Here is a 24198-nt window from a genome sequence, read left to right as displayed (position 1 = left end):
CTGGCTGAAGTAGTTCGTCCAGGAACTGTGTGAGTGTGGGTGGATATCGCGACTGGTATCCACCCGCACTCCTTCTGTCTGATTCTGCCTGATTCTGCCTGAGAGGTTGCCATATGTGGGTCCAGCGACTGATCGAACTGACGGGATGGGAGCCGTTGGGGCTTTCCGTTGACTGGGAGGCGATCGAGGGGGAGCTGCAGTTTCCGCTGCCCGCGGATTACAAAGAGCTCTACGAGGCTTTTGGCGGCGGGGTCTTCAGCGATTCGGTCTATTTCCTCGGGCGCGACGAGGGTCTCGCCTTCGACTTTCTGACGCAATGGCGAGTTGCTCTTTCAGTCGACCGGGACGGCGAAGCCGCAGGGGTTTCCGCCGTCGAGCCCCATGCGATCTACGCTCCGGGGGAGAAAGGGCTTGTCTCCTGGGGATCCACTGAATGGGCTGATGAATACTTCTGGCTGGTCGATGCCGGGCAGCCCGGCACATACCCGATCCTCGCGCGAGCCGAGGACGGGGACTGGCACAGGTACGACATGTCCACGTCGGAATTCCTGTACAGGGTGCTCGCGGACGCCGATTTCCAACCGTTCGGGATCGCGCACTATGCCCTGGACCCGACGTTCGAGGCGGGTTCCGCCGACGACGACTGAGCACATACCGCTTCGGCGGACATCGGACTCGAAATGGGGCCCGGGCCCGGCTACTGTCCTCGCGTGAACAGCAGTCATCCGCAGGAGCCCGACGACCGCCACGCGACCGTGGTGGTGGCTTCCTCCGCCGGGGGTGTCCAGGGTCTGCAGACGCTACTGGGTGGCCTCGACGCCGAGGTCCCCGTTTCCGTGCTGGTGGCCCATCACCTGCGACGCTCCCGCGAGACGCATATCGTCGCCGTCCTGTCTCGCGCCACCACCCTCAGCGTCGCACTGGCCCGGGGCGGCGAGCGTCCGGCGGCGGGCAGCGTCTACATCGCGCCGCCCGATCACCACTTGTGCGTGGCGGCGGACGGCAGCCTGGCTCTGACCCGGGAGGACCCGGTCAACTACGTGCGCCCGGCCGCCGATCCCCTCTTCGAGTCCGCCGCGAAGGCCCACGGACCTCTGCTCATCGCCTGCGTGCTCACCGGCGCCGACGGCGACGGCGCCCGGGGAGTGGAAGCGGTCAAGACGCGGGGCGGCACCGTCATCGTGCAGGACCCCGCGACGGCCGCATTCCACGGAATGCCGAAATCCGCCATCGATACCGGCCAGGTCGATTTCGTACGTCCCGCCGACGGCATCGCGCCCCTCATCCGGCGGCTCCTGAGCCCACCCCACAGCTGACCGCCACGCCGGGCGCCGTCCAGCACCGGGCCCCGAGGGATGTGAGAGCTCGATGCACTCGTACGGGCGAGAGTGCCTCAGCCGCCGTGGGGCAGCCGAACTCGATGGGACTTCTCAACACCGTCGAACGGACCATGGAACGATGGACCTCTGCTCTGTGGGCGCACGTGATTCCGTCGCCACGCCGGCACGCGGAGGTGGTGGCCGTACTCCAGCGGGAGTGCGACGACAATGCCTTGATCCTCGACCGGCAGCGCGTCCTGGTTCCCAATGCCTTCGTCGTCGAGTTGCCGTCCGAGAGTCACAGCCAACTCACCGCGCACACCGAGGAGGTGTCGCGCCAGCTGGTGGGTCACGTGTGTCGCCACGCAGCCGAACACGGATACACGTTCGCGGGGCCCGTCGCGGTCGCCCTGCAGTCGTCCGGCCACGAGTCAGTGGGCCGTTTCCAGGTCCGCAGCCGGATCGCCCCCCACTGAGCCGCGGCGCCGGACAGCCCCGAAAGGACCAGACATGAGCGAGGCCCCGCCCTACATCGACGCCGATGCCATCGCCCGGCTCGTTCCGATGTCCACGGCCGTCGAAGCGGTGGAAGCCGTCCTCAAGGCAGGTCTGGACCCGGAGGCGGAGTCCCCGCGGGGCGTGGTGGACGTACCCGGCGGCCAGCTCCTCCTGATGCCGTCCTCGACGACGTCGTACACGGGGGTGAAGATCGCCACGGTCACGCCGGGGAACGCGGACCGCGAACTCCCCCGCATCCAGGGCGTGTACCTCCTCCTTGACGGAACGACCCACACTCCCCTGGCGCTGCTGGACGGCATCGCGCTGACCTCGCTGCGTACGCCCGCGGTGTCAGGAGCGGCGATCCGGCACCTCGCCGTGCCGGACACCCGCCGCCTGCTGGTCTTCGGGACCGGCCCCCAGGCCTGGGGCCACGTGGCAGCGGTCCGCGCGGTACGTCCCACGCTGGCTCACGTGGACGTGGTGGCCCGCAGTCCCGAGCGGGTGGCGGCCTTCGTCGACCGCTGCCGCGATACGGGCCTGTCCGCGACGCCCGCGACTCCGGCGGACGTCGCGACCGCCGATGTCGTCTGCTGCTGCACGACGGCTCGCGAGCCGCTGTTCGACAGCGCACTGCTCCCGGCCCACGCGACGGTCGCGGCGGTGGGCTCGCACGAGCCGGACGCGCGTGAGGTGGACGAGGAGCTTCTGCGAGGCGGCCTGGTGGTGGCCGAGTCGCACGAGGTGGCACTGCGGGAATGCGGGGACATCGCACTCGCGGTGGCCGCGGGCGCCTTCGACGCGGGGCGGCTGCGGACTCTGGGCGAACTGGTGCGGGGCGAGGTGGAGATGCCCGAGGGACGGCCCCGGCTGTTCAAGTCGGCGGGGATGGCTTGGGAGGACCTGGGGGTGGGGGCGGCGGCGTACGAGCGGTGGGCACGCCTCAGCTGATCCCGGCAGCATGTCCCTGCGCGCCACCTTCGGACGTCTCTGGGGATCATGGGCGCCGGCGTACGAGCCGTCCGACGGTCAGCTCACCGAAGAAACACGCCAGTTACGGGGTTGTCGTAGACACCACATAGACCATCGGGTGCTCCGGGTTGGCGCGGTTCACCACCACGTCGAGGGTCGGCGCCGGGTCCTTCTTCACATGGGTGAGGCCCAGCCAGGGGCCCGGGTCGGTGAACTCCCAGCCGACCACCTTGCGGTCGCGCTTGCTGATCGTGAGGTCGTTCTTCTTCAGCGCTTCGGTGCTCGTGCCGATCCGCTTGAGGAACTTGTCCAGGCCCTTGTTGCTCGTCAGGAACTGGGCGTACAGGCGGCTGGTGCGCCAGTTGTTCGTCTCGTAGTAGGCGACCTCCCTGGAGTACGGGGGGATCGGTACGTCGTAGAGACGGCGCTGCACCTTGGACGGCCAGCCCGCGGTGAGGCCGGTCGCGGAGTACTTGGCCTCCTTGTCGCGGCCGCTGTTGCGGCTCTGGTTCGCGGAGATCACCAGATAGCCGGCCGGCACACCGATCAGGAGCACGATGATCGTGGCCGTCAGCCAGCGGCGGCGGATCATGTGGCGGCGGTCCTCGCGCGGACCGCCACCTCCGTCGGCGGAGTCCGGGGAATCCGGGGAATCCGGAGAGCCCGGTGAGCCCGGGGAGTCCGGAGAGTCCGGGGACGAAGGCTGGCGGGGGACGGTCATCAGTTACTGAGTTCCCTGCGAAGTGCGATCGTTGGTACGGCGCGCTTGTGCGAACCGCTCGTAGCGTTCGTAGCGCTCCACCCGGCGGCGGTTCGCCCTCCTGAAGCGCCGGGCCACCAGGCGTGCCAGATCGGCGGCGCCCACCATGCCCGCCTCGGGGCCCAGCTGGGCGCGGGCGATACGGGCCTCGGGGCGGTAGCCGCGTCCGGTCAGCTGGCGGCGGAACGCGTCGCGGGCCGGGCCGATCAGGAGGTCGTCGGCGGCCGATACACCACCACCGATCACGAAGCAGGACGGGTCGAGGGCCGCCGCGAGGTTCGCGATGCCGACGCCGAGCCACTGGCCGATGTCCTGGAGCAGCTCCACGCACATCGCGTCGCCGTCCCGGGCCAGCTCCGTGATCAGGGGGCCCGTGATGTCGGGGATGTTGCCCTTGACCCGCTCGATGATCCCGTACGCGACCGGTGAGTCGGCCGCGGCGAGCTCGCGGGCCTCCCTGACCAGCGCGTTGCCGGAGCTGTACTGCTCCCAGCAGCCGCGGTTGCCGCACGGGCAGCGGTGGCCGCCGGGGACGACCTGCATGTGCCCGAATTCGCCGGCGACCCCGAACTTGCCGCGCTTGACCTGGCCGTCCTCCAGGATCGCGCCGCCGATGCCGGTACCGAGCGTGATCATGACCAGGTGGTCCTCACCGCGGGCCGCGCCGAAGCGCCACTCCGCCCACGCGGCCGTGTTCGCGTCGTTGTCGACGAGCACGGGGACCGCGAGGCGACCGGAGATGCGGTCGCGCAGGGGTTCGTTGCGCCAGGACAGGTGCGGGGCGAACAGGACGCGGTTGCGTTCCGCGTCGACCCAGCCCGCGGCGCCGATGCCCACCGCGTGCACGTCGTGCCGGTCGGAGAGGTCGAGGACCAGCTCGACGATGGTGTCCTCGACGACCTTGGGGCTCTTGGACTTGTCCGGGGTCTCCGTGCGGAGCGTCTCCAGGATGTTGCCGTCGGCGTCGACGACGCCCGCCATCACCTTCGTGCCGCCGATGTCGATGCCGACGGTGGGCACACGGGGCGCCGTCAGATGTGATCGGCGCTCACGCGTGCCCACGGTCCGCAGGACGGTGGCTCGGGCGGAGCCGCGGTGCGCGAGATCGCGGTAGGTGCTCATTGCGGCGATTCTGCCATTTCGCTGCCGCTGTGGCTCACCGGTGTCCCGTGGCTCGGCGAAGCTGCCGCCTGCCCGTCTCTCACCTGCGGGTTCGCTGTCGCCGAGCGCGCGCAGTTCCCCGCGCCCCCTCAAGCCCCTACGGGGCCTGCCCCTCCAGTTCGTGACGGAGGTCGTCCAGTTCGGAGCCGCCCGCCATCTGGCGGGTGAGTTCGTCCAAGGTGACTTCGTCACGCGCGTAGCTGCCGAACATCGTGCCGCGCTTCAGGAGGATGAAGCGGTTGCCGACCAGGTACGCGTGGTGCGGATTGTGGGTGATCAGGACCACTCCGAGGCCCGCGTCCCGCGCGGCCGCCACGTACTTCAGGACGACGCCCGACTGCTTGACGCCGAGCGCCGCGGTCGGCTCGTCGAGGACCAGGACCTTGGCGCCGAAGTAGACGGCGCGCGCGATCGCCACGCACTGGCGCTCGCCGCCCGACAGGGTGCCGATGGGCTGGTCGACGTCCCGCAGGTCGATGCCCATGCGCAGCAGCTCCGCGCGGGTCGTCTCGCGCATGAGGTCGACGTCCAGGCGCTTGAAGGGGCCCACGCCCTTCGTCGGCTCGGAGCCGAGGAAGAAGTTCCGCCAGACCGGCATCAGCGGGACCACGGCGAGGTCCTGGTAGACCGTGGCGATGCCGTGGTTCAGCGCGTCGCGCGGCGTGCTGAGCTTCGCGTCCTCGCCCTCGATCCGGAAGGTTCCGGCATCGTGCTGGTGCAGACCCGCGATGATCTTGATGAGGGTCGACTTGCCCGCACCGTTGTCGCCGAGGACGCAGGAGATCTCGCCCGCGTGGACCTCCAGGGACACGCCTTCGAGGGCGCGGATGTTGCCGTAGTACTTACTGACGTCGCCGAGCTCGACGAGCGGGGTGCGGTCCGGCCCCGGCACGGCGTCGGTGACTTCGGTCGATTCGGTGCTCACTTCGTCGCCTCCGCGCGCTTGCGGACCCAGTGGTTGAGCAGGGTCGCCAGGAGCAGCATCACTCCGAGGAAGAACTTGAACCAGTCCGGGTTCCACTCGGCGAACACGATGCCCTTGCTGACCATGCCGAAGATGAGGGCGCCCACGGCCGCGCCGACCGCGGAGCCGTATCCGCCCGTGATCAGACAGCCGCCGATGACGGCCGCGATGATGTAGATGAGTTCGTTGCCGACGCCCTCCCCGGACTGGACGACGTCGTACGAGAACAGCAGGTGCTGGCCCGAGATCCAGGCGCCGAAGGCGACACCCATGTAGAGGCCGATCTTGGTCGCCGCGACCGGCACGCCGACCGCCCGGGCCGCGTCCTCGCCGCCGCCGACCGCGAAGATCCAGTTGCCGACGCGGGTGCGGAGCAGGATCCAGGTGGCGACCGCGATCAGTCCGAGCCACCAGAGAATCGTGATCTTGAAGTCGACGCCGCCGATGGTGAGCGTCGAGGCGAAGACGTCCTTGGCGGAGCTGAAGCCCTGCATGTCGGCGATCGACTTCGTGGAGACCGTGTCGCTGATCAGCTTCGTGAAGCCGAGGTTCATGCCGGTCAGCATCAGGAACGTACCGAGCGTGATGATGAAGCTCGGCGGGTCGGTGCGCGTCAGCATCACGCCGTTGAAGACGCCGATCGCGAGCGTGACCAGGAGCGAGACGAACACGCCGACCCAGACGTTCGCCGTCATCTGGTAGCTGAACATCGAGGAGATCAGCGCGGAGGACGTCACCATGACGCCCGCCGAAAGGTCGAACTCGCCGCCGATCATCAGGAGCGCCACCGGCACCGCCATGATGCCGAGGGTCGAGGCCGCGTAGAGCACGGTGGCGAGGCTGGTGGCCTGCAGGAAGCTGTCCGCGGCGACCGAGAAGAAGATGAAGACGGCGATGGCGCCGACGACGGAGCCGAGCTCGGGGCGGCCCATCAGCTTCTTCAGCGGCGAGGACTTCAGGAGGCGCTCGTCCGTCTTCGTGTCCGGAGAGCCGGGAGAAGGGGCGGGCGCCGGTGCTGTGGCTGTCATCGGGTCCCTCGCTTCGCGAATTCCTCCAGCTTGGCGGCCTGGTCCTTGGTGACGATCTGCGGCCCGGTGAGGACCGGCTTGCCGCCGCCGAGCACGTCGTCGTTGTACTTGTAGAGCCAGAGCAGGTCCACGGCCTCGTAGCCCTGGAGGTAGGGCTGCTGGTCGACGGCGAAGCCGAGGGTGCCGTCCTTCAGGCCCGCCGCGACCTTCTCGTTCAGGTCGAAGGTGTCGACCTCGGCGTCACTGCCCGCACTGTCCGCCGCCTTCACCGCGGTGTCGGCGAAGGGAGCGCCGAGCGTGACGACCGAGTCGACGGACTTGTCGGACTGGAGCCTGGCCTCGATGGAGGCCTGCACGTCGGGCATGTTCGTGCCGGTCACGTACAGGTTCTGCATCGTGCCGTCGAAGGTCTTCTTGGCACCCTCGCAGCGCTGCTCGTGGCCGACGTTGCCCTGCTCGTGCAGGATGCAGAGCGCCTTCTTCTTGCCGCGCTTGTCGAGCTCGTCGCCGACGGCCTCGCCCGCGATCCTCTCGTCCTGCCCGATGTGGGTGAGCGCGCCGAACTCCTTGGACTCCGCGGAGCCGGAGTTCACGGTGATCACCGGGATGCCGGCCTTCTCGGCGCGGGCCAGGGCGCCCTTCATCGCGGCGGGCTTGGCGAGGCTGACGATGATGCCGTCGACCTTCTTGTCGATGTACGAGTCCACGAGCTGGGCCTGCTGCTGGGCCTCGGCGTTGTGGGAGTAGAGGAACTTGATGTTGTCCTTGCGGGCCGCCTCTTCGGCACCTTCCTGGACGATGTCCCAGAACGTGTCACCGTCACCCGAGTGGGTCACCATCCCGAACGTCCACCTCGGCGTGCTCACCGCGGCCTTGCCGTGTGCCGTCGCCGCCTTGCGTGCGTCCTCGGCGCGCTTGCCGCCGGTGCTGCTGCACCCCGCGAGGGATACCCCGAGCACCGCGACCAGCACGGCGCCCACCGCACGTACCCCTGTCTGAACCCTTGCCACGACGCCGTGCCCTTCTAGCTCTGCTCCTCGGTGAGGCCGGTCCGGATCCCCGGCCCCAGCCGCCCAAGTATCGACCACGCGGATCACGCATGCGTTCATCGGGTACCGCGTGCGGTGTACTTCTCCAGCTTCGGCACGTCCTTCTCGGTGACGATGGCGGGGCCGGTGAGGACGGGCTTGCCGCCGCCGAGGACGTTCGCGTTGGTCTTGTAGAGCCACAGCTCGTCGATGGCGAGATAGCCCTGGAGGTAGGGCTGCTGGTCGACGGCGAAGCCGACCTCCTTGGCCTTGAGGCGCTTGACGACCTCGGCGTTCAGGTCGAAGGTGGCGACCTCGGCCTTGCTGCCGGAGTCCTCCTTGGCCTTCACCGAGAGGGCGGCGATGGGGGCGCCGAGCGTGACCACGGCGTCGATGCCCTTGGTGGCCTGCAGCTTCGCACTGATGGATGACTGGGCGTTCGGCGCGTTGGTGCCTTCGACGTTGAGGTTCTCGACCGAGCCCTTGAAGGTCTTCTTGACGCCGGCGCAGCGCTGCTCCAGCGAGACGTTGCCCTGTTCGTGGATGACGCAGAGCACCTTCTTCCTGCCCCGCTCGCTGAGCTCGTCGCCGACGGCCTCGCCCGCCACCGACTCGTCCTGCCCGATGTGGCCGAGCGCGCCGTAGTCGGCGGAGAAATCGCCGCCGGAGTTGATCGTGACGACCGGTATGCCCGCGGCTTCCGCCTTGCCGAGGACGGCCTTCATGGCCTCGGGCTTGGCCAGGGTCACGACGATGCCGTCGACCTTCTTGTCGATCGCCGACTGGACGAGCTCGGCCTGCCCCTTGGCCTCTTTGTCGTTGGAGTAGAGGAACTGGACATTGTCCTTGCGGGCCGCCTGCTTGGCGCCGCTCTGGACGATGTCCCAGAAGGTGTCGCCCTCGCCCGAGTGCGTGACCATCGCGATCTTGAGACGGGGCGTGTTGACGCCCTTGCCGCCTCCCCCGCCGTCGCCCGACTTGTCCTCGTCGTCCTTGCCGCCGGAGCTGCTGCAGCCGGCGAGTAGCGCGATGGCCGCAATGAGGGTTGCTGCCGTGCGGGCTGTACGCATGGTGGGACCACCTCTTCTCCCGGCCGCCCGAATGCGGCTGGGGGAGTTCTAGCGGCGCGCGCGCGGCAGCGTCAATGGATTTGTCAGAACATTCTGACGACTGTGAGCGACTTGGAACCGGGACTACGGCCGTACGAGGAGCTGGAACTCGAAGGAATAGCGCGAGGCGCGGTAGATGTGGGAGCCGAACTCGACCGCGCGGCCCGTGTCGTCGAAGGTCGTGCGCTGCATCGTGAGCAGCGGGGCCCCGGCGGGTTCACCGAGCCGCTCGCCCTCGTCGGCGGTGGCGGCGCGGGCACCCACGGACTGGCGCGCACTGTGCAGGGTGATGCTCGCACCGCGCATCAGGCGGTAGAGCCCGGTGCCCTCCAGGCGCGCGGTGTCGAGGGCGAGCAGCCCGGACGGGATGTGGTTGCGGAGGTAGGCCATCGGCTCGCCGTGCGCCAGGCGGAGCCGCTCGACCAGGTGGACCTCGTCGCCCTCCGCGATGGCGAGCGCGGCGGCGACCTCGGCGGAGGCGGGTTCGACGGTGTTGCGCAGGACGCGGGTCTCGGGGCGCTGACCCGCGGCCTCCAGGTCGTCGTAGAGGCTGCTGAGTTCGAGGGGGCGCTTGACCTGGCTGTGCACGACCTGGGTGCCGACGCCTCTGCGGCGCACGAGCAGCCCCTTGTCGACGAGCGACTGGATGGCCTGGCGGACGGTCGGCCGGGACAGGCCGAGGCGGCCCGCGAGCTCGATCTCGTTGCCGAGCAGGGTGCCCGGCGTCAGGGCGCCGCGCTCGATCGCCGCCTCCAGCTGCTGGGACAGCTGGAAGTACAGCGGGACCGGGCTGCTGCGGTCGACGCCGAGCTGGAGCGAGACGGTCGGGTCCACGGCTGGTTTGGCGGCTGATTTGGGCACGTGGCGAGCGTAGTCGCCGGGAATGATGACGGGAAGTTCTGAAGTTCTGTTGTCCGGACAAAGGATTGACAGGATCGCGGGGCGTGGCGAGGGTGGGTCCATGCGCATCGGATTGATCGGAACGGGTCGTATCGGCACATTTCACTCCGCGGCTCTGCAGCGGCATCCGGAGGTGGACGCGCTGGTCGTCGCCGATGCCGATGCCGGGCGGGCCGCGGGGCTCGCGGCACGGATCGGCGCGGCGTCGGCTGCTTCGGTGGACGATGTCCTCACGGGGAGCGGGCGGTCGGGTGCCGTGGACGCGGTGGTGATCACCGCGGCGACCTCCGCGCACGCCGAGCTGATCGGCAAGGCGGCGCGCGCGGGCCTGCCGGTCTTCTGCGAGAAGCCCATCGCCCTCGACCTGCCGGGCACGCTCGCCGCGCTCCGCGAGGTCGAAGCCGCGGGCACGGTGCTCCAACTGGGCTTCCAGCGACGGTTCGACGCGGGGTACGTGGCTGCGCGCGAGGCCGTGCGGTCGGGGCGGCTCGGGCGGCTGCACACGGTCCGGGCGATCACCTCCGACCCCGCTCCGCCGCCGGCCGCGTATCTCCCGCTCTCCGGCGGCCTCTACCGCGACTGCCTGGTCCACGACTTCGACATGCTGCGGTGGGTGACGGGCCGTGAGGTGACCCAGGTGTACGCGACCGGTTCGGACGCCGGGCCCTCGATGTTCCGTGACGCGGGCGACGTCGACACGGCGGCGGCGGTCCTCACCCTGGACGACGGCACGCTCGCCACGGCGACGGCCACGCGGTGCAACGGCGCGGGCTACGACGTACGGATGGAACTGGCCGGGGAAGACGACCAGATCGCGGTCGGCTTCGACGACCGCACTCCCCTGTCGTCCGTGGAACCGTCGGGCCCACCCCCGCCCGAGAAGCCATGGCCAGGCTTCCTCGAGCGGTTCACCCCCGCGTACGAGGCGGAGCTCGCCGCGTTCGTGGATCTCGTACGGGGAGAGCGGACGAACACCTGCGACGGCCGGGAGGCGCTGGAGGCTCTGCGGATCGCGGAGGCGTGCGAACTGTCGCGGAGTGAAGGGCGGTTGGTGCGGATGGCGGAGATCGCCGGGGACTGATCACCGGCGGCCGATCACCGGGCGCGGCTCCGCGTCGGCCGCTACTCCACCCCGTCCAGCAGCCCCGCGTCATGCGCCAACAGCGCGATCTGCACACGGTTGTTGAGGTCCAGCTTTGTCAGGACTCGGGAGACGTGGGCCTTGACCGTGGCCACGCTCAGGAAGAGCTCCGCCGCGATGTCCGCGTTCGACGCGCCCCGGCCCACCGCGACCGCCACCTCCCTCTCCCGCTCCCCAAGGAGCGCGAGCCGCTCCAACGCCCGCTCGCGGCGCCCCTGTTGGGGGTTCACCCCCGTCACCTGCGTGATCAGCTGCTGCGTCACCGTGGGGGAAAGCACCGGCTCCCCCGCGGCGACCGCCCGTACCGCCGCGACGATGTCGGCGGGCGGGGTGTCCTTGAGGACGAACCCGGCAGCCCCCGCTCGCAGGGCCCGTAGCACCTGTTCGTCGGCGTGGAAGGTGGTGAGGACGATGACCTCGGGGGCGTCGGGGCGCTTGCGGAGGGCCTCCGTCGCCGCGAGGCCGTCCATGGTGGGCATGCGGATGTCCATCAGAACGACATCGGGTCGGAGCTCGCCGACCAGCGGGGCCACATGGGAGCCGTCCGCCGCCTCGCCGACGATCTCGATGTCGTCCGCGCCGCCCATCATGAAGGACAGACCGGCACGGACCAGCGGGTCGTCGTCGACGAGAAGCACGCGGATCGGGTTCATGGCCCCACAGTAACGAGATCTCCGGACACGGGAACTCATGCGCCGGCGCCCCCGCTCACGGCTCGCCGCCGCGACCGGAGGGTGGGTCCCACGGCAGCCAGGCGTCGACGCGGAAGCCGCCGTCCCCCGCTGACCCGTGCTCGATGCGGCCGCCCGCCAGTGTCGCCCGCTCCGTGAGGCCGATCAGTCCCTGGCCGGAACCGGGGACCTTCGGCACGTCGCCGGGCGGCGGCGGGTTGCGCACCGACAAGTTGAGGCCTTCGCCGGGGGCTCCGGACACCAGGACGGTGACCTCGGCGCCCGGGGCGTGCTTGCGGGCGTTGGTCAGGCCCTCCTGGGCGATGCGGTAGGCGGTGCGGCCGACGGCGGCGGGCACGGCGGCCTGGTCGGTGACGCGGTGGTCGAGTGCGACCTTCATGCCCGCGTCGCGTGACTCGGCGACCAGGGTCTCCAGGGCGGCGAGGGTGGGCTGCGGCCGGCCCGATGCCTCCCCGTCGTCGCCGCCGCGCAGGACGCCGATCACCTCGCGCAGGTCCTGCAGCGCTTCGTGCGCGCTCTCGCGGATGACACCTGCGGCGCGGACGATCTCCTCGCGGGGCGCGTCCGGGCGGAACTCCAGGGCGCCCGCGTGCACGCTGAGCAGGGTGAGGCGGTGGGCCAGCACGTCGTGCATCTCGCGGGCGATGGACTCGCGGGCCAGGCGCTGGGCCTGCTCGGCGCGGAGCGTGGCCTCGTTCTCGGCGCGGATCGCGCGGTCGCGCAGGCTCAGCAGGAGCTGGCGGCGCGAGCGCACGAACATGCCCCAGCCGATGACGGAGGCGCTGAGCAGCCCGCCGAGGATGACGGTGACGAGGTAGGGCAGGTCGGCGTCGGGCCGCAACCGGTAGATGACCGGAATCACGGCGATCGAGACCCCGCCGATCCAGCCGACGTACCGGAACGGCCGGTGCACGGCGAGGGTGAACAGGGCCACCACGGCCGCGCCGCCCGCGGTGTCCGACACCACGCTGACCGGCACCATGGCGATGGCGAGCCCGACCGGCCAGCGCCTGCGCAGCCAGACGGCGGCACAGGCGAGCGCGCCGAACAGCTGGTCGGCCTCGGCGGCCGCGGCCGAGACGTTCGGGTTCTTGCCGATCGCGTCCGCGCCCACCATCCCGATGACGACGGCCACGGCGAAGCAGGCGAAGTCGACCAGCCAGTCGCGTGCGGTCCGCCGGGGCCTGCGCCCGCTCTTGCGCGGCCCGCGGTCCGGGTCGAACTCGGCGGCGACGGCCGAGGGAAGCGCCCATGGGCGCCTGGCCAAGGGGGCCGGGGGCGCCGGGGGAACAGGCCGGGGCTCATTGCCGCTCATGGTCGACAAATCTACGCACTGTCGAGGGCGCAGGACGCCGTCCGGACATGATCGTCTACCAAAGTCGCACAGGCTGAGACTTTGGGAGGGGATGGGGAGGAAGAAGCCTCGCCCCGTGGCCGATGTGCGCGAGGGGTTCACGGGGCGAGGCTTTTGGGCATGAAGCAGGTACTTGAGGTCTTCGGATTCCTTTTCCTCGTCCAGGGCGTGGCCGCCCTGGTGCACGAGCTGACCGGCCGGCTGCGCGGCTGGGGCCTCGTGCAGCGGATCGGATTCCTCGACGGCTACGAGATCTACGCGGGCGTCACGCTGATCGTCCTGGCGTTCGCCCTGTTCGCCGTCGCGGGGAGCCGGAAGTCCCGCTAGTGCCCGCTGATGCGGGGTCGCTGCGGTCACGGGGGGCCGCAGCGGGCTCAGCAGGCGTAGTCGACCAGGTCGAAGGACTCGTAGTGGTCGGCGGTGTAGTAGTCCTCCTGGTTCTCCTCACCGGTGACGATGCGGCGGGCGCCGCGGTCCGGTGAGCCCGGCGTCTTCACGGTGTACTCGTGGTAGTAGCCCGAACCCTGGGAGGGCAGGATGCCCTCCCTGTTCTGGAAGACGGTGCCGTCCTGCGGATACGGGTAGGGGCCGCCCGCCTCGATCAGGTCCAGGGTGTCGTGCGCCTGGGCGGGCAGCGCGGAGTAACAGATGTCGCCGACGGCGGTGATGGAGTACGCCGTCGACACGGGGGCGTGGTGGTCGGGGGCCGCGCTCGCGGAGGCGGCGACAGGGCCGCCGACGAGCAGGGCGGCGGCGAGGGCGGTGACGCTCACGATTCGTGGGGGGATTCGCATGCGACCAGTGTGACGCGCGTAGAGGTTGTCGTGTCAACGTCAAGTACGGGGAATTTTCCGGGAGTTGACCGGGCGCCACCGGTTCTTCCTCAGTTCTTCTTCGCGGCGGCGATACGGTGCTGCGCCATGTACTCACGCATCCGCAGACTGGTGCTCCCACCGGTGTAGAGCACCGCGCCGCCCACCGAGAGCGGCACCGAGAGCCCCAGCCAGACCAGCATCTCGGGCCAGCGGCGCTCGGCGCGGCAGTCGTCCCACGTCGACTCCGCCCAGGTCGGGCGGTCCCCCTCGTAGAACAGCATCGACTGGCACTCGCGGCTGCTCGACGACTCGTCGTCACCCCCGCTGAACGGCGCCATCAACTGCCACGCGAGCACGGCCCAGATGACACCCGCGGCGAGGAACAGCACCCCGCCCCAGATACGGCGCTTCTCCGCGCCCGCGGCGAAATCCTGCTCGAAGTACTCGTTCATGCGCTCCCCCTGGTGGATCGACCTCCTGGTCGATCGACCACGGAAGGTATCACCGGACCCGGCGGCCCCAACTGGTCCCCACCACAACCAGCACACCTCCCACCAGACCCACCGCACCCAGCCGCTCCCCGCCCACCGCGATCCCCACCGCGGCCGCCCACAACGGCTCCGTGCCAAGCAGCAGGCTCACCCGCGAGGGAGACGTCCTGCGCACCGCCCACATCTGCACGAAGAAGGCGAAGAGCGTGCAGAACACGGAGAGGAAGAGCAGCCCGGCCCACTCACGCGCACCGAAGTCCGCGGCGACCGACCAGGGCGACGCGCCCGTGCCCGCGGCGGCGAGCACCGCGAACACGCCTACCGCAGCGCCCAGTTGGACGGTGGTGAGCGAGAGTGAGTCCGCGTCCTCGGCGTCCCGCAGCGCCTTGATCCTGGACATCGCCAGGACGTGCACCGTGCGCGCGAGCGCCGCAAGGAGGATGAGTCCGTCGCCCATGGACGGCCGCGTGAAGCCGCCGTCCTGCGTCAGCAGCACCACGCCGAGCACGGAGAGCGCCGCCGCCGCGAGGAAGGCGCGCGGCGGCCTCCTGCGCGTCACCGCGGCCTCGGCGAGCGGGGTGAAGATCATGGTGAGGCTGATGATGAGGCCCGCGTTGGTCGCCGAGGTGTGGACGACGCCGTACGTCTCCAGGAGGAAGATCCCGCTCAGGACGAGGCCGAGCGCTCCCGCCCCGCGCCACTGCGGCGCCGTCAGCGCGCGCAGGCCTCGCCATCCGGCCACCACGAGCGCGGGCAGCACGACGGCGAACCGCAGCACCAGGACGGCGACGACCGTGTGCGTCGTCGTGATGCCCTTCGCCACGAGATAGCTGGCGCCCCAGACCACGGCCACGAGCAGGACGGGCAGATCGGTGAGCCAGGCGCGGCGCGCTGCGGGCACGGCGGGAGCGGTGAGCGTCGACACGGGGCGCGGTCTCCAACGGATGCGGCGGTGTGGAGACTTCGGCGGCTCTCACGCGGGTCGATCACCGTATCCGCTCTGCCGGGAAACCGGTGTCCATTTCCCGCCAGCGACCGGGGACGCCGCCCGCTTTCATTGAACCCGCAAGCACTTCTCAGGCATGACACATCTATCCGCATCCAGCTGTGTCTACCTACGCTCATCCACGTAAATGAGGCTCTGACATGTCTTCTCTGACCGGCAAGACCGCCCTCGTCACCGGTGGCAGCCGCGGCATGGGCGCGGCGATCGCCCTGCGGCTCGCACAGGAGGGCGCCGACGTCGCCATCACGTACGTCAAGGAAGAGGCAGCCGCTCTCGACGTCGTCGCCAAGATCGAGTCGGCGGGGCGGCGCGGGTTCGCCATCAAGGCCGACGCGGCCGACCCCGGTGACACCGCGGGCGCGGTGGAGCGCGCGGCCGACGACCTGGGCCGCCTGGACATCCTGGTGAACAACGCGGGCATCGGAGTCCTCGGCCCCATAGGGGACTTGGCCCTCTCGGACGTCGACCGGGTGCTCGACATCAACGTACGTTCGGTCTTCCTGGCCTCGCAGGCGGCGGCCGGGCGTCTTGCCGACGGAGGCCGGATCATCTCCACCGGATCGGCGCTCGCCCGGTACTCCGGCGGGGGCGGCGGAACGCTGTACGCGATGAGCAAGGCGGCCCTCACCGGCATGACGAAGCCCCTGGCGCGGGAGCTCGCCGGACGCGGGATCACCGTGAACGTGGTCCACCCGGGCGCGATCGACACGGACATGAACCCGGCCGACGGGCCGTTCGCCGAGCCCCAGAAGGCGGGGACCGCGCTGGCCCGCTTCGGAACCGCCGACGAGGTGGCCTCGCTCGTCGCCTATCTCGCCGGTGAGGACGCCGCGTTCATCACGGGTTCGGAGCTCGTGGTCGACGGCGGGTACACCGCGTAAGCGCGCGGGCATGGTGATGGGGCGCACCGGGGCTTTCCACCCGGTGCGCCCCACGTTCTTCAGGGCACTTCAGCGACTGCGGATCAGCCGCCGAGCTCCTGGTGACGCGCCGTCAGGCGGGTCGCGCCCGCCTCGGTCAGCGAACCGAAGAGGTGCAGCCGGGAGATGCCGCCGTCCGGGAAGATGTCGATGCGCACATGCGTGCCGACAACCGGGGTGTCCAGGACGAAGCGGTGGTTCGTGTCGGGCTGCAGACGGGTGCGGGGCAGCGCCTCGACCCACTCACCGCTGCCCCCGTCACGGACCGAAAGCGCCGCCCAGCCGGCCGAGTTGCCCTTGAGGTACGCGGTGTCGATCTCGACGGAGCGGATCTCGGACTGGGCCACCAGCTGGTAGCGGATCCAGTCGTTGCCGTTGTCGCGGCGACGCCGGGTCTCCCAGCCGTCGTCCATCTTGCGGGAGCGGCCCGGCTGGATGGTGTTGGTGGCCGGGGAGTAGAAGCGGTCGGAGGCGTCCTCGACCTGGCCGCCGTTCTCCAGGGCGACGACGTCGAACGTGCCGAGCGCCGCGAGCCACTTGGGGTCGGCGACGACCTCGCCGTAGACGCGGAGGCGGGCCACGCCGCCGTCCGGGTGCTGGTTGACGCGCAGGTGCGTGAAGCGCTGCTCGAGGTCGACGGCGAAGCCGTTGGCCGCGTGGCCGCCGACTGCCGTGCGGGGTACGAGAGTCGTCCACTTCACGTCGTCCGAGAGGAGCTCCTCCGGGGTCGGCGAACCTTCGACGCTCGTGCCCTCGACGGACACGGCCTGCGGGTAGTTGCCGCGGAAGTGGGCGGTGTCGATGACGATGCCGCGTACGACGCCGGGGGCGCCGAGGCGTACGAGCGCCCAGTCGTGGTCGTCGGCGGTGGGCCACGGGTGCTCGCCGGAGACACCACGGCGGCGGCGGGTCTCCCAGCCGTCCATGACCTTGCCCTTGTGACCGAAGTGCTCGGGGTCGAACACGGCGGGGTGCGCGAGAAGCAGGTTCTCGCGCATCGCGAAGAACTCGTCGTTGGCGGCGATCACACCGGCGCCGAGCTGCCGGTCGGCGAGGTTGGCGTACTGCGTGAAGGGGAAGTCCGCGGTGCGGTAGTCCGCGTAGGGGTCGCCGCCGCCGTAGGGGCTGGCGTCGCCGGTGAAGGTGGGTATCGCCGTCACGGTGATCAGTTGTTCCTTTCCAGAAGTCGGCCTGCGGGTTCACTGAACTCGCCGCCGTGCAGGATGCGTTCGCCGCGCAGCCAGGTGGACTTCACGACGCCGCTGAGGGTCTTGCCCGCGTACGCCGTGACTCGGTTCCGGTGCTGCAGCTCCGCGGGGTCCACGGTGAAGGTCTCGTCGGGCGCGAGGACCGCGAAGTCGGCGTCGCGACCGGCCTCGATGGCGCCCTTCTGGTCGAGTCCGACCAGCTCGGAGGTGCGCGTCGACATCCAGCGCACCACGTCCTCAAGGCTGTGACCGCGTCCCCGGGCCTCGGTCCAGACCGCGGGGAGGCTGAGCTGGAGCCCGGAGATGCCACCCCAGGCGGTCGCGAAGTCGTCGGTCTTGAGGTCTGCGGTGGACGGCGAGTGGTCCGTCACGATGCAGTCGATGGTGCCGTCGGCGAGCGCGCTCCAGAGCAGGTCCTGGTTGGCGGCCTCGCGGATGGGCGGGCAGCACTTGAACTCGCTCGCGCCGTCCGGTACTTCCTCCGCGGTGAGCGTGAGGTAGTGCGGGCAGGTCTCGACGGTGAGCTTGACGCCCTCGCGCTTGGCGGCGGCGACCAGGGGCAGCGCGTCGGAGGACGAGAGGTGCAGTACGTGGACACGGGCGCCGAGCCGCTTGGCGAGCCCGATGAGGCCCTCGACGGCGGCGTCCTCGGAGACGCGCGGCCGGCTGTCCAGGTAGTCCGTGTACTTGGGGCCGCTCTTGTGCGGGGCGGCGTCCAGCTCGTGCGGGTCCTCGGCGTGCACGATGAGCAGCCCGCCGAACCCGGCGATCTCCGCCATGGAGGTGGCGAGGCGGTCCTGGTCGAGGTGCGGGAACTCGTCCACGCCGGACGGCGAGAGGAAGCACTTGAAGCCGTAGACGCCGGCGTCGTGCAGGGGCTTGAGGTCACCGATGTTGTCGGGCAGGGCGCCGCCCCAGAAACCGACGTCGATGTGCGCCTTGGTGCGGGCGACGTCCTGCTTCGTGCGCAGGTTGTCGACCGTGGTGGTCGGCGGCAGGGAGTTGAGCGGCATGTCGACGAGGGTGGTGATGCCACCGGCGGCAGCGGCGCGGGTGGCGGTCCAAAAGCCCTCCCACTCCGTGCGGCCCGGGTCGTTCACATGGACGTGCGTGTCGACGAGCCCGGGCAGCAGGACGTCGTCACCGAAGTCCTCGATCCTGGCCCCCGCCGGTACGTCCGCGTCGTACGCGAGCACAGCCGCGATCTTCCCCCCGGAGACCGTGACCGACGCGGCGATGGTTCCCTGCGGGGTGATCACGCGAGTCGAGCGCAGCACCAGTTCTACGTCCACGTCCTCAACGCCCTCTCTTCGTCTCTTCGCTGTCGCTTGTCTGTTCGTTCTTTTCCGCTACACAGACCATTCGATTCCGCTAAACGGAATTCAACGTTCTGTTGAATGAGTCTTCACGGCCGACCCCGAACCGTCAAGAGGTCACCTGGAGCACTCTGGACGTTTCCACAAAGTGGAATTAGAATTCCGCAAGCCAGAACGTAGCTACGCACAACCGGGCCGTCAAAACGATCGCTGGGGGTGACGGCGAAGAAGCGGACAAAGGCTCCCCGACCGGTCCCTGACCGGACCCTGAGCTGCCCTGACCGGCTCGGACGCCAGAGCCGCGAAGGGACTTCGCGAGGAACCGCCCGGTAGGCTGCTGCCTTGCCCGTCAGCCCCGAAAGGACTGCGCCGTGCCGACGTCAAGCGCCAGCGACGCCTCCACCGAAGTCGCCGCCTCCAAGCCGCCCGCTGCCAGCGGCGGTGTCCAGTCCCTCGAGCGCGCCTTCGACCTCCTCGAACGGATGGCGGACGCCGGAGGCGAGGTCGGCCTGAGCGAGCTCTCCGCCAGCAGCGGCCTCCCGCTGCCCACGATCCACCGCCTGATGCGCACGCTGGTCGCCTGCGGCTATGTACGTCAGCAGCCCAACCGCCGCTACTCCCTGGGCCCGCGCCTGATCCGCCTTGGCGAATCGGCCTCGCGCCTCCTCGGCACCTGGGCACGCCCCTACCTCGCGCGCCTGGTCGAGGAGACCGGCGAGACCGCGAACATGGCGCTGCTCGACGGGGACGAGATCGTGTACGTCGCGCAGGTGCCGTCCAAGCACTCCATGCGGATGTTCACGGAGGTGGGCCGCCGGGTCCTGCCCCACTCCACGGGCGTCGGCAAGGCCCTCCTCGCCCACACCCCTCCGGAGGAGGTACGGGCGCTGCTCTCCCGCACCGGGATGCCCGCCGCCACGGAGAAGACGATCACCACGCCCGAGGGTTTCCTCGACGCGCTGGAAGTGGTCCGCACGGCCGGCTACGCGGTCGACGACAACGAACAGGAGATCGGGGTGCGCTGCCTCGCGGTGTCGGTCCCCAACTCCCCCACGGCTGCGGCCATTTCGATCTCAGGGCCGGCAGGCCGCGTCACCGAGGCCGCGGTGGAGAAGATCGTGCCGGTGCTGCAGGAGGTGGCGGTGGAGCTGTCCGCCGCGCTGGCCAGTTCGGGTCCAGCGGCGTAGCCCCCCCCCGGCGCGGGGGCGAGGGGACAACTACTGACCGGCGCCGCCCCGGATCAGCCCGCGCCCCGTCGCCACCGCCACCGCCGCCGTACGCGAGTCGACGCCCAACTTCGCGTAGATGTGCACCAGATGGGACTTCACGGTGGCCTGGCTCAGGAAGAGCCGCTTGCTGATCTGCAGGTTCGACAGTCCCTCCCGCACCAGTCTGAGCACCTCCAACTCCCGCACGGTCAGCGCCTCCCCGGGCGCCCGCATCCGGTCCATCAGCCGATGGGCGATCGCGGGCGCGAGCGCGGACTGCCCCGCGGCCGCGGTCCGCACCGCCGCGGCCAGCTCCTCCGGCGGCGCGTCCTTCAGGAGATATCCCGCGGCCCCCGCCTCCACCGCGGCGAGGATGTCGGCATCCGTGTCGTACGTCGTCAGGACGAGCACCCGCGGCCCGCCGGGCTCGGCGGCGATCGCGGCCGTGGCCTGCGCCCCGTGCATCCCCGTCCCGAACTGGAGATCCATCAGTACGACGTCGAACCCGCCGGCCGCGGCGAGCGACACCGCGTCCTCGGCCGTCGCCGCCTCCCCCGCCACGGCGAAGTCGGGCTCGGTGTCGAGCACCGCGCGCAGACCGGCGCGTACGACGGGATGGTCGTCGGCCAGGAGCAGCCTGATGGGCTGCGGCGCTCCGGCCCTCACAGCCCGCGGCACCCCGGCGCTCACAGCACGGCCTCCGTCGGGAGCGGCAGCGTGACCGCGACGGCCGTCCCCTGCCCCGGCGCCGACTCCACGCTCAGCGTCCCACCGAGCGACCGGGCCCGCGCCCGCATCGCGGGCAGCCCGAAACCCCCGTCCCCGCAGGGCGCCGATGCCGGGTCGAAGCCGCGCCCGTCGTCGACGACGTCCAGGGACACGGAGGTGTCCATGAAGCTCAGGGTGATCTCGGCTCGCCCCGCGGCCGCGTGCTGGAGCGTGTTGGCGAGGGCGGACTGGGCGGTGCGGAGCAGGGCTACCTCGTAGGGGGTCGGGAGTTCGGCGGGCGTGCCGCTCACCGTGAACTGGACGTGGACGTCCGGGCCGGGGGACGCGGAGAGCCGCTCAAGGGCTCCGGCCAGCGAGCCGCGCTCCAGGTCGGGCGGGCTGAGGGCCCGTACGAAGCGACGCGCCTCCGCCAAGTTGTCCTGCGCGGCGCCGCGGGCCTGCTCGATGTGCGGCGCGGCGGGCGATCCCGCGGGCAGCGCGCGTTGCGCGGCGCGCAGCAGGAGCTGGATGGAGGAGAGCCCCTGCGCGAGCGTGTCGTGGATCTCGCGTGCGAGACGCTCGCGCTCGGCGAGGGTGCCCGCGGTCCGCTCGGCGGCCGCGAGCTCGGCCCGCGTCGCCATGAGCTCGTCGATCAACTGACGGCGCCGCTCGCTCTCCCGGTACAGCGCCTCGTACCCGAGGACGGTGGCGACCGCCACGGCCGCGCCGAGCAGCGGCCCGATGAAGCTGCCCGGCGAGAGTGGAGAGCCGTGCGCCACGAAACCGGCGATCGCGGCCGCGGCGGTCATTGCCACCGCGGGCAGGGCCCAGCGCACCGGCAGCAGATGCAGTTGGAGGAAGTACAGGGGGAAGGCCGTCCACAGCCCGTCCGGCGACAAGGCGAGCAGCGCCGCCCAGCACACGGCGAGCGCCGCGAGCCACAACGCCGCCGCGCGCTGCGACCGCGCCACGGCCGGACTGAGCGTGCCCGCCGCGTAGACGCCGCCCATGGCGACCACGGCCGCCACGACGGCACCGCCTCGCGGCGCACCGTCGGCCACGGCCCGCGCCGCGGCGAGCGCGAGCAGCCCCGCGAGCAGCGCGTGCAGACACAGGCGCAGGGCCAGAGCCACCGGGGTGGTCCGGGAGGAGGGCGAGGAGTCGGCGGGGAGCATCGGGGCCTCGGTCGGGGACGGGGGCGGGAGCGGAGTCCCGGGCCCGACGCACCCCACGGAACGGGAACCGCCCCGCAGCTCCTGCCGGGACTGCACCGCGCCCCGGTGCGGGGGCGGGCGCTCGGTGGAGGTGTTCATCGGACCCTCCAGCGTAGGCGCCGCCGCCCTGGCTTCCGTCAACCGAAAGGTTGATCGCGGGCTCCCCCCTTCGATTCGGGTGAAGCGTGCTGTGGCGCGATGCCGTGGGGGCGTGCGCGGACGGAGGGTGGGGGCATGTTCGTCGCATGGAGAGACCTTCGGTTCGCCAAGGGGCGGTTCGCCCTGATGGGAGCCGTCGTCGTGCTCATGACTCTGCTCGTGGGGTTGCTTTCCGGGCTCACTGCGGGGCTCGCCAAGGAGAACACCTCCGCGATCACCGGCCTGCCGGCCGATCGCATCGCCTTCGCCGCGCCACCGTCCGGCCAGTCCGTCTCCTTCACCAACTCCCTGGTGGAAGAGCGCGCCTGGAAGACCTGGGCAGGGCGGCCGGGCGTACGGTCCGCCGAGCCCATCGGCATCAGCACCCTCAACGCCACCGCGGGTGGCCGCTCGGCCGCCGTTTCCGCCTTCGGCGTCGAGCCGGACTCCGGGATCGCGCCTGCCGGGATCGCGCCGGGTGAGGCCGTGCTCTCCGTGAAGACTGCGGCGGACCTCGGCGTCGGCCCCGGGGACACGGTGCGGCTCGGCGGGAGCGGGGTCGAGGAGCGGGTCGCGCGGGTCGCGTCGGACGCCTCGTACAGCCACACGCCTGTCGTCTGGACCGCGCTCGACGACTGGCAGGGGCTCGGCCACCGGGGTACGTCGACGGATGAGCAGGCCACGGTCATCGCGCTGCGGACCGGTGGCGGGGCCGACCTCGCGGCCGGGGACAAGGCGGCGGGCACGCAGACGAAGTCCCTCGACGGCGCGCTCACGGCGATCGGCTCCTACCAGGCGGAGAACGGTTCGCTGCAGCTCATGCGCGGTTTCCTCTTCGTCATCTCCGCGCTCGTCATAGGAGCGTTCTTCACCGTGTGGACCATCCAACGCGCCGGTGACATCGCGGTGTTGAAGGCGCTCGGCGCGTCGACGCCGTATCTGCTCAGGGACGCTCTGGGCCAGGCCGTGCTGATGCTCGCCGCCGGCACGGCTCTGGGGACGGGGATCGCGGCGGTGGTCGGTGCGGCGATCAGCGGCGGTGACGTCCCCTTCGTGCTCGATCCGCCGACCGTGCTGTGGCCCGCCGCCGTGATGATCGCCCTCGGGGCGCTGGGCGCGGGCCTGTCCGTGAGGCGGATCACCGCCGTAGATCCGCTGACCGCGCTGGGGAGTGCCCGATGAGTCTGTCCCTCGAAGACATCACGCTGACGTACCCGGACGGTGAGGGCAGGCTGACGGCGCTGGACGGCGTCGGCCTCGAGGTCCCCGCCGGGACGATGACGGCGGTCGTCGGCCCCTCCGGTTCCGGTAAGTCCAGCCTGCTCGCGGTGGCGGCGACGCTGGTGACTCCCGACGCGGGGCGGGTGGTGGTCGAAGGCACGGAGACGGGGCCGCTGTCCCCGGCCGAGCGTGCCCAGTTGCGGCGGCGCAGGATGGGGATCGTCTTCCAGCAGCCGAACCTGCTGGCGTCGCTGACGGCGCTGGAGCAGGTGGAACTGATGGCACGCCTGGACGGGCGCGGACGTTCCGGCGCCGGTGAGGCCCGGAAGAGGGCGCGGGATCGGGCACGGGAGCTGCTCGACACGGTGGGCCTGGCGGCCCTCACGCATCGACGCCCGCACCAGCTGTCGGGCGGACAGCGCCAAAGGGTAAGCATCGCCCGGGCGTTGATGAACGCACCGGCGGTACTCCTGGTGGACGAGCCGACCAGCGCGCTGGACCATGAGCGGGGCGCGGCGGTCCTTGATCTCCTCGGGCGGCTCACGCGGGAGTGGGGGACGGCGACGGTCCTGGTCACGCATGACCGGGCACGGTTGGCTGTCGCCGACCGGGTGGTGGAGTTGATGGACGGGAGGGTGGCGGCCCCCAGCCCGTCGGGCACGTGAGAACGAACCCAGCGAGGCAAAGCCGGCGGCAAGCGGCGCACGAGGTTTTCAGCCCACACCCCGCTGGCCGACGGCAAGCGGCGCACGAGGTCTCAACCCGCCCCCGCCACCTGAGGACGAACTCAGCGAGGCGAAGCCAGCGGACGGCGCCGCACGGGTCAGCCCGTCCGGCGCTTGAGGACGAACTCGGCGAAGCCGGTGATGCCCGCCGCGCAAAGCATTCCAGCCCATCCAGCACCTGACGACGAACTCGGCGAAGCCGGTGATCCACGCCGCACGAAGCACTCCAACCCGTCCGTCGCTTGAGGACGAACTCAGCGAGGCGAAGCCAGCGGACGGCGCCGCACGGGTCAGCCCGTCCG

26 protein-coding genes are annotated in these 24198 nt (G+C 70.7%); 10 read left to right on the top strand and 16 right to left on the bottom strand.

From position 1 onward, the window contains the following. Positions 1-113: 113 nt before the first annotated feature. The 4 genes from ACZ5WE_RS35830 to ACZ5WE_RS35815 all read left to right on the top strand — a co-directional run bounded on the left by ACZ5WE_RS35830 (position 114) and on the right by ACZ5WE_RS35815 (position 2768). Positions 114-647 (top strand): SMI1/KNR4 family protein, encoded by a 534-nt coding sequence (locus ACZ5WE_RS35830; protein ID WP_467695479.1) that lies wholly within the window; start codon positions 114-116, stop codon positions 645-647. A 63-nt stretch (positions 648-710) separates the two neighbouring features. Beyond that, the gene (locus ACZ5WE_RS35825; RefSeq protein WP_467695477.1) at positions 711-1316 is read left to right on the top strand and encodes a chemotaxis protein CheB; all 606 of its coding nucleotides are present in this window, start codon (positions 711-713) and stop codon (positions 1314-1316) included. A gap of 104 nt (positions 1317-1420) precedes the next feature. Continuing rightward, a complete protein-coding gene (locus ACZ5WE_RS35820; protein WP_467695476.1) occupies positions 1421-1795 on the top strand; it encodes a DUF3662 domain-containing protein in 375 nt (124 codons plus the stop codon). A 34-nt stretch (positions 1796-1829) separates the two neighbouring features. Further along, entirely contained in the window at positions 1830-2768 is a 939-nt protein-coding gene (locus ACZ5WE_RS35815; RefSeq protein WP_467695474.1) for an ornithine cyclodeaminase family protein, read from the top strand. 103 nt (positions 2769-2871) lie between these two features. Here ACZ5WE_RS35815 and ACZ5WE_RS35810 read toward each other — a convergent pair whose 3' ends face one another. From ACZ5WE_RS35810 to ACZ5WE_RS35780, 7 genes are all read right to left on the bottom strand, one after another. Continuing rightward, entirely contained in the window at positions 2872-3510 is a 639-nt protein-coding gene (locus ACZ5WE_RS35810; protein WP_467695472.1) for a sugar kinase, read from the bottom strand. A gap of 3 nt (positions 3511-3513) precedes the next feature. After that, entirely contained in the window at positions 3514-4671 is a 1158-nt protein-coding gene (locus ACZ5WE_RS35805) for an ROK family glucokinase (RefSeq protein WP_467695471.1), read from the bottom strand. A 136-nt stretch (positions 4672-4807) separates the two neighbouring features. After that, positions 4808-5635, bottom strand: coding sequence for an ATP-binding cassette domain-containing protein (locus ACZ5WE_RS35800; RefSeq protein WP_467695469.1), 828 nt, complete (start codon positions 5633-5635; stop codon positions 4808-4810). Then, on the bottom strand, positions 5632-6702 hold the full coding sequence (locus ACZ5WE_RS35795; protein WP_467695467.1) for an ABC transporter permease: 1071 nt from the start codon (positions 6700-6702) through the stop codon (positions 5632-5634). The genes ACZ5WE_RS35800 and ACZ5WE_RS35795 overlap by 4 nt, the downstream gene beginning before the upstream one ends. Beyond that, entirely contained in the window at positions 6699-7712 is a 1014-nt protein-coding gene (locus ACZ5WE_RS35790; RefSeq protein WP_467695465.1) for a sugar ABC transporter substrate-binding protein, read from the bottom strand. Before ACZ5WE_RS35790 ends, ACZ5WE_RS35795 begins: the two co-directional genes overlap by 4 nt. A gap of 95 nt (positions 7713-7807) precedes the next feature. Then, complete coding sequence (locus tag ACZ5WE_RS35785) at positions 7808-8800, bottom strand: sugar ABC transporter substrate-binding protein (protein WP_467695463.1); 993 nt, start codon at positions 8798-8800, stop codon at positions 7808-7810. 123 nt (positions 8801-8923) lie between these two features. Beyond that, entirely contained in the window at positions 8924-9673 is a 750-nt protein-coding gene (locus ACZ5WE_RS35780) for a GntR family transcriptional regulator (protein WP_467695575.1), read from the bottom strand. A 127-nt stretch (positions 9674-9800) separates the two neighbouring features. Here ACZ5WE_RS35780 and ACZ5WE_RS35775 point away from each other — a divergent pair, with 127 nt between their 5' ends. Then, the gene (locus ACZ5WE_RS35775) at positions 9801-10820 is read left to right on the top strand and encodes a Gfo/Idh/MocA family protein (RefSeq protein ID WP_467695461.1); all 1020 of its coding nucleotides are present in this window, start codon (positions 9801-9803) and stop codon (positions 10818-10820) included. A gap of 41 nt (positions 10821-10861) precedes the next feature. Here the strand turns inward: ACZ5WE_RS35775 and ACZ5WE_RS35770 are convergent, their stop codons facing one another. Beyond that, positions 10862-11533, bottom strand: a complete 672-nt coding sequence (locus ACZ5WE_RS35770; protein WP_467695459.1) for a response regulator — start codon at positions 11531-11533, stop codon at positions 10862-10864. 55 nt (positions 11534-11588) lie between these two features. Further along, positions 11589-12887 (bottom strand): sensor histidine kinase, encoded by a 1299-nt coding sequence (locus ACZ5WE_RS35765; protein ID WP_467695457.1) that lies wholly within the window; start codon positions 12885-12887, stop codon positions 11589-11591. Between the two features lie 159 nt (positions 12888-13046). On the opposite strand from ACZ5WE_RS35765, the gene ACZ5WE_RS35760 reads away from it, so the two are divergent. Then, positions 13047-13253 carry a hypothetical protein gene (locus ACZ5WE_RS35760; protein ID WP_467695455.1) on the top strand — a complete coding sequence of 69 codons (207 nt, stop codon included), beginning with the start codon at positions 13047-13049 and terminating at the stop codon, positions 13251-13253. A 47-nt stretch (positions 13254-13300) separates the two neighbouring features. On the opposite strand, the gene ACZ5WE_RS35755 is transcribed toward ACZ5WE_RS35760, so the two are convergent. The 3 genes from ACZ5WE_RS35755 to ACZ5WE_RS35745 form a co-directional block, all read right to left on the bottom strand. After that, positions 13301-13720, bottom strand: coding sequence for a guanyl-specific ribonuclease (locus tag ACZ5WE_RS35755; protein WP_467695453.1), 420 nt, complete (start codon positions 13718-13720; stop codon positions 13301-13303). 89 nt (positions 13721-13809) lie between these two features. Further along, positions 13810-14193, bottom strand: a complete 384-nt coding sequence (locus tag ACZ5WE_RS35750) for a hypothetical protein (RefSeq protein ID WP_467695452.1) — start codon at positions 14191-14193, stop codon at positions 13810-13812. Positions 14194-14242: 49 nt separating this feature from the next. Then, a complete protein-coding gene (locus tag ACZ5WE_RS35745; RefSeq protein WP_467695451.1) occupies positions 14243-15157 on the bottom strand; it encodes a DMT family transporter in 915 nt (304 codons plus the stop codon). Between the two features lie 221 nt (positions 15158-15378). On the opposite strand from ACZ5WE_RS35745, the gene ACZ5WE_RS35740 reads away from it, so the two are divergent. Then, positions 15379-16119 carry an SDR family NAD(P)-dependent oxidoreductase gene (locus ACZ5WE_RS35740; protein ID WP_467695449.1) on the top strand — a complete coding sequence of 247 codons (741 nt, stop codon included), beginning with the start codon at positions 15379-15381 and terminating at the stop codon, positions 16117-16119. 83 nt (positions 16120-16202) lie between these two features. On the opposite strand, the gene alc is transcribed toward ACZ5WE_RS35740, so the two are convergent. Together alc and allB are read right to left on the bottom strand one after the other, a co-directional pair. After that, the gene (gene alc, locus ACZ5WE_RS35735; protein ID WP_467695447.1) at positions 16203-17318 is read right to left on the bottom strand and encodes an allantoicase; all 1116 of its coding nucleotides are present in this window, start codon (positions 17316-17318) and stop codon (positions 16203-16205) included. Between the two features lie 5 nt (positions 17319-17323). Then, complete coding sequence (allB, locus tag ACZ5WE_RS35730) at positions 17324-18658, bottom strand: allantoinase AllB (protein WP_467695446.1); 1335 nt, start codon at positions 18656-18658, stop codon at positions 17324-17326. Between the two features lie 395 nt (positions 18659-19053). Between allB and ACZ5WE_RS35725 the strand changes: the two genes are divergently transcribed. After that, positions 19054-19869 carry an IclR family transcriptional regulator gene (locus ACZ5WE_RS35725; RefSeq protein ID WP_467695444.1) on the top strand — a complete coding sequence of 272 codons (816 nt, stop codon included), beginning with the start codon at positions 19054-19056 and terminating at the stop codon, positions 19867-19869. A gap of 30 nt (positions 19870-19899) precedes the next feature. Here ACZ5WE_RS35725 and ACZ5WE_RS35720 read toward each other — a convergent pair whose 3' ends face one another. Together ACZ5WE_RS35720 and ACZ5WE_RS35715 are read right to left on the bottom strand one after the other, a co-directional pair. Then, the gene (locus ACZ5WE_RS35720) at positions 19900-20556 is read right to left on the bottom strand and encodes a response regulator (RefSeq protein ID WP_467695442.1); all 657 of its coding nucleotides are present in this window, start codon (positions 20554-20556) and stop codon (positions 19900-19902) included. A 20-nt stretch (positions 20557-20576) separates the two neighbouring features. Then, positions 20577-21773: a sensor histidine kinase gene (locus tag ACZ5WE_RS35715; protein WP_467695573.1), complete on the bottom strand. Its 1197-nt coding sequence runs from the start codon at positions 21771-21773 to the stop codon at positions 20577-20579. A gap of 273 nt (positions 21774-22046) precedes the next feature. Here ACZ5WE_RS35715 and ACZ5WE_RS35710 point away from each other — a divergent pair, with 273 nt between their 5' ends. After that, positions 22047-23132 carry an ABC transporter permease gene (locus tag ACZ5WE_RS35710; RefSeq protein ID WP_467695440.1) on the top strand — a complete coding sequence of 362 codons (1086 nt, stop codon included), beginning with the start codon at positions 22047-22049 and terminating at the stop codon, positions 23130-23132. Beyond that, a complete protein-coding gene (locus ACZ5WE_RS35705; protein ID WP_467695438.1) occupies positions 23129-23836 on the top strand; it encodes an ABC transporter ATP-binding protein in 708 nt (235 codons plus the stop codon). The genes ACZ5WE_RS35710 and ACZ5WE_RS35705 overlap by 4 nt, the downstream gene beginning before the upstream one ends. The last annotated feature ends 362 nt before the right edge of the window (positions 23837-24198 follow it).

It is taken from the genome of Streptomyces sp. NPDC033180 (genome assembly GCF_055577645.1).
The sequence above is the reverse complement of the archived record's forward strand: the minus strand, read 5'-3'. Positions and strand labels throughout refer to the sequence as shown.

What these genes read in the sequence shown, in the direction of transcription:
- ACZ5WE_RS35765 (WP_467695457.1), bottom strand. Translation starts at nt 12,887, where the DNA reads ATGAGCGGCAATGAGCCCCGGCCTGTTCCCCCGGCGCCCCCGGCCCCC.
- ACZ5WE_RS35830 (WP_467695479.1), top strand. Translation starts at nt 114, where the DNA reads ATGTGGGTCCAGCGACTGATCGAACTGACGGGATGGGAGCCGTTGGGG.
- ACZ5WE_RS35770 (WP_467695459.1), bottom strand. Translation starts at nt 11,533, where the DNA reads ATGAACCCGATCCGCGTGCTTCTCGTCGACGACGACCCGCTGGTCCGT.
- ACZ5WE_RS35755 (WP_467695453.1), bottom strand. Translation starts at nt 13,720, where the DNA reads ATGCGAATCCCCCCACGAATCGTGAGCGTCACCGCCCTCGCCGCCGCC.
- ACZ5WE_RS35795 (WP_467695467.1), bottom strand. Translation starts at nt 6,702, where the DNA reads ATGACAGCCACAGCACCGGCGCCCGCCCCTTCTCCCGGCTCTCCGGAC.
- ACZ5WE_RS35715 (WP_467695573.1), bottom strand. Translation starts at nt 21,773, where the DNA reads ATGCTCCCCGCCGACTCCTCGCCCTCCTCCCGGACCACCCCGGTGGCT.
- ACZ5WE_RS35775 (WP_467695461.1), top strand. Translation starts at nt 9,801, where the DNA reads ATGCGCATCGGATTGATCGGAACGGGTCGTATCGGCACATTTCACTCC.
- ACZ5WE_RS35710 (WP_467695440.1), top strand. Translation starts at nt 22,047, where the DNA reads ATGTTCGTCGCATGGAGAGACCTTCGGTTCGCCAAGGGGCGGTTCGCC.
- ACZ5WE_RS35810 (WP_467695472.1), bottom strand. Translation starts at nt 3,510, where the DNA reads ATGACCGTCCCCCGCCAGCCTTCGTCCCCGGACTCTCCGGACTCCCCG.
- ACZ5WE_RS35805 (WP_467695471.1), bottom strand. Translation starts at nt 4,671, where the DNA reads ATGAGCACCTACCGCGATCTCGCGCACCGCGGCTCCGCCCGAGCCACC.
- ACZ5WE_RS35750 (WP_467695452.1), bottom strand. Translation starts at nt 14,193, where the DNA reads ATGAACGAGTACTTCGAGCAGGATTTCGCCGCGGGCGCGGAGAAGCGC.
- ACZ5WE_RS35760 (WP_467695455.1), top strand. Translation starts at nt 13,047, where the DNA reads ATGAAGCAGGTACTTGAGGTCTTCGGATTCCTTTTCCTCGTCCAGGGC.
- ACZ5WE_RS35820 (WP_467695476.1), top strand. Translation starts at nt 1,421, where the DNA reads ATGGGACTTCTCAACACCGTCGAACGGACCATGGAACGATGGACCTCT.
- ACZ5WE_RS35785 (WP_467695463.1), bottom strand. Translation starts at nt 8,800, where the DNA reads ATGCGTACAGCCCGCACGGCAGCAACCCTCATTGCGGCCATCGCGCTA.
- ACZ5WE_RS35815 (WP_467695474.1), top strand. Translation starts at nt 1,830, where the DNA reads ATGAGCGAGGCCCCGCCCTACATCGACGCCGATGCCATCGCCCGGCTC.
- ACZ5WE_RS35705 (WP_467695438.1), top strand. Translation starts at nt 23,129, where the DNA reads ATGAGTCTGTCCCTCGAAGACATCACGCTGACGTACCCGGACGGTGAG.
- ACZ5WE_RS35740 (WP_467695449.1), top strand. Translation starts at nt 15,379, where the DNA reads ATGTCTTCTCTGACCGGCAAGACCGCCCTCGTCACCGGTGGCAGCCGC.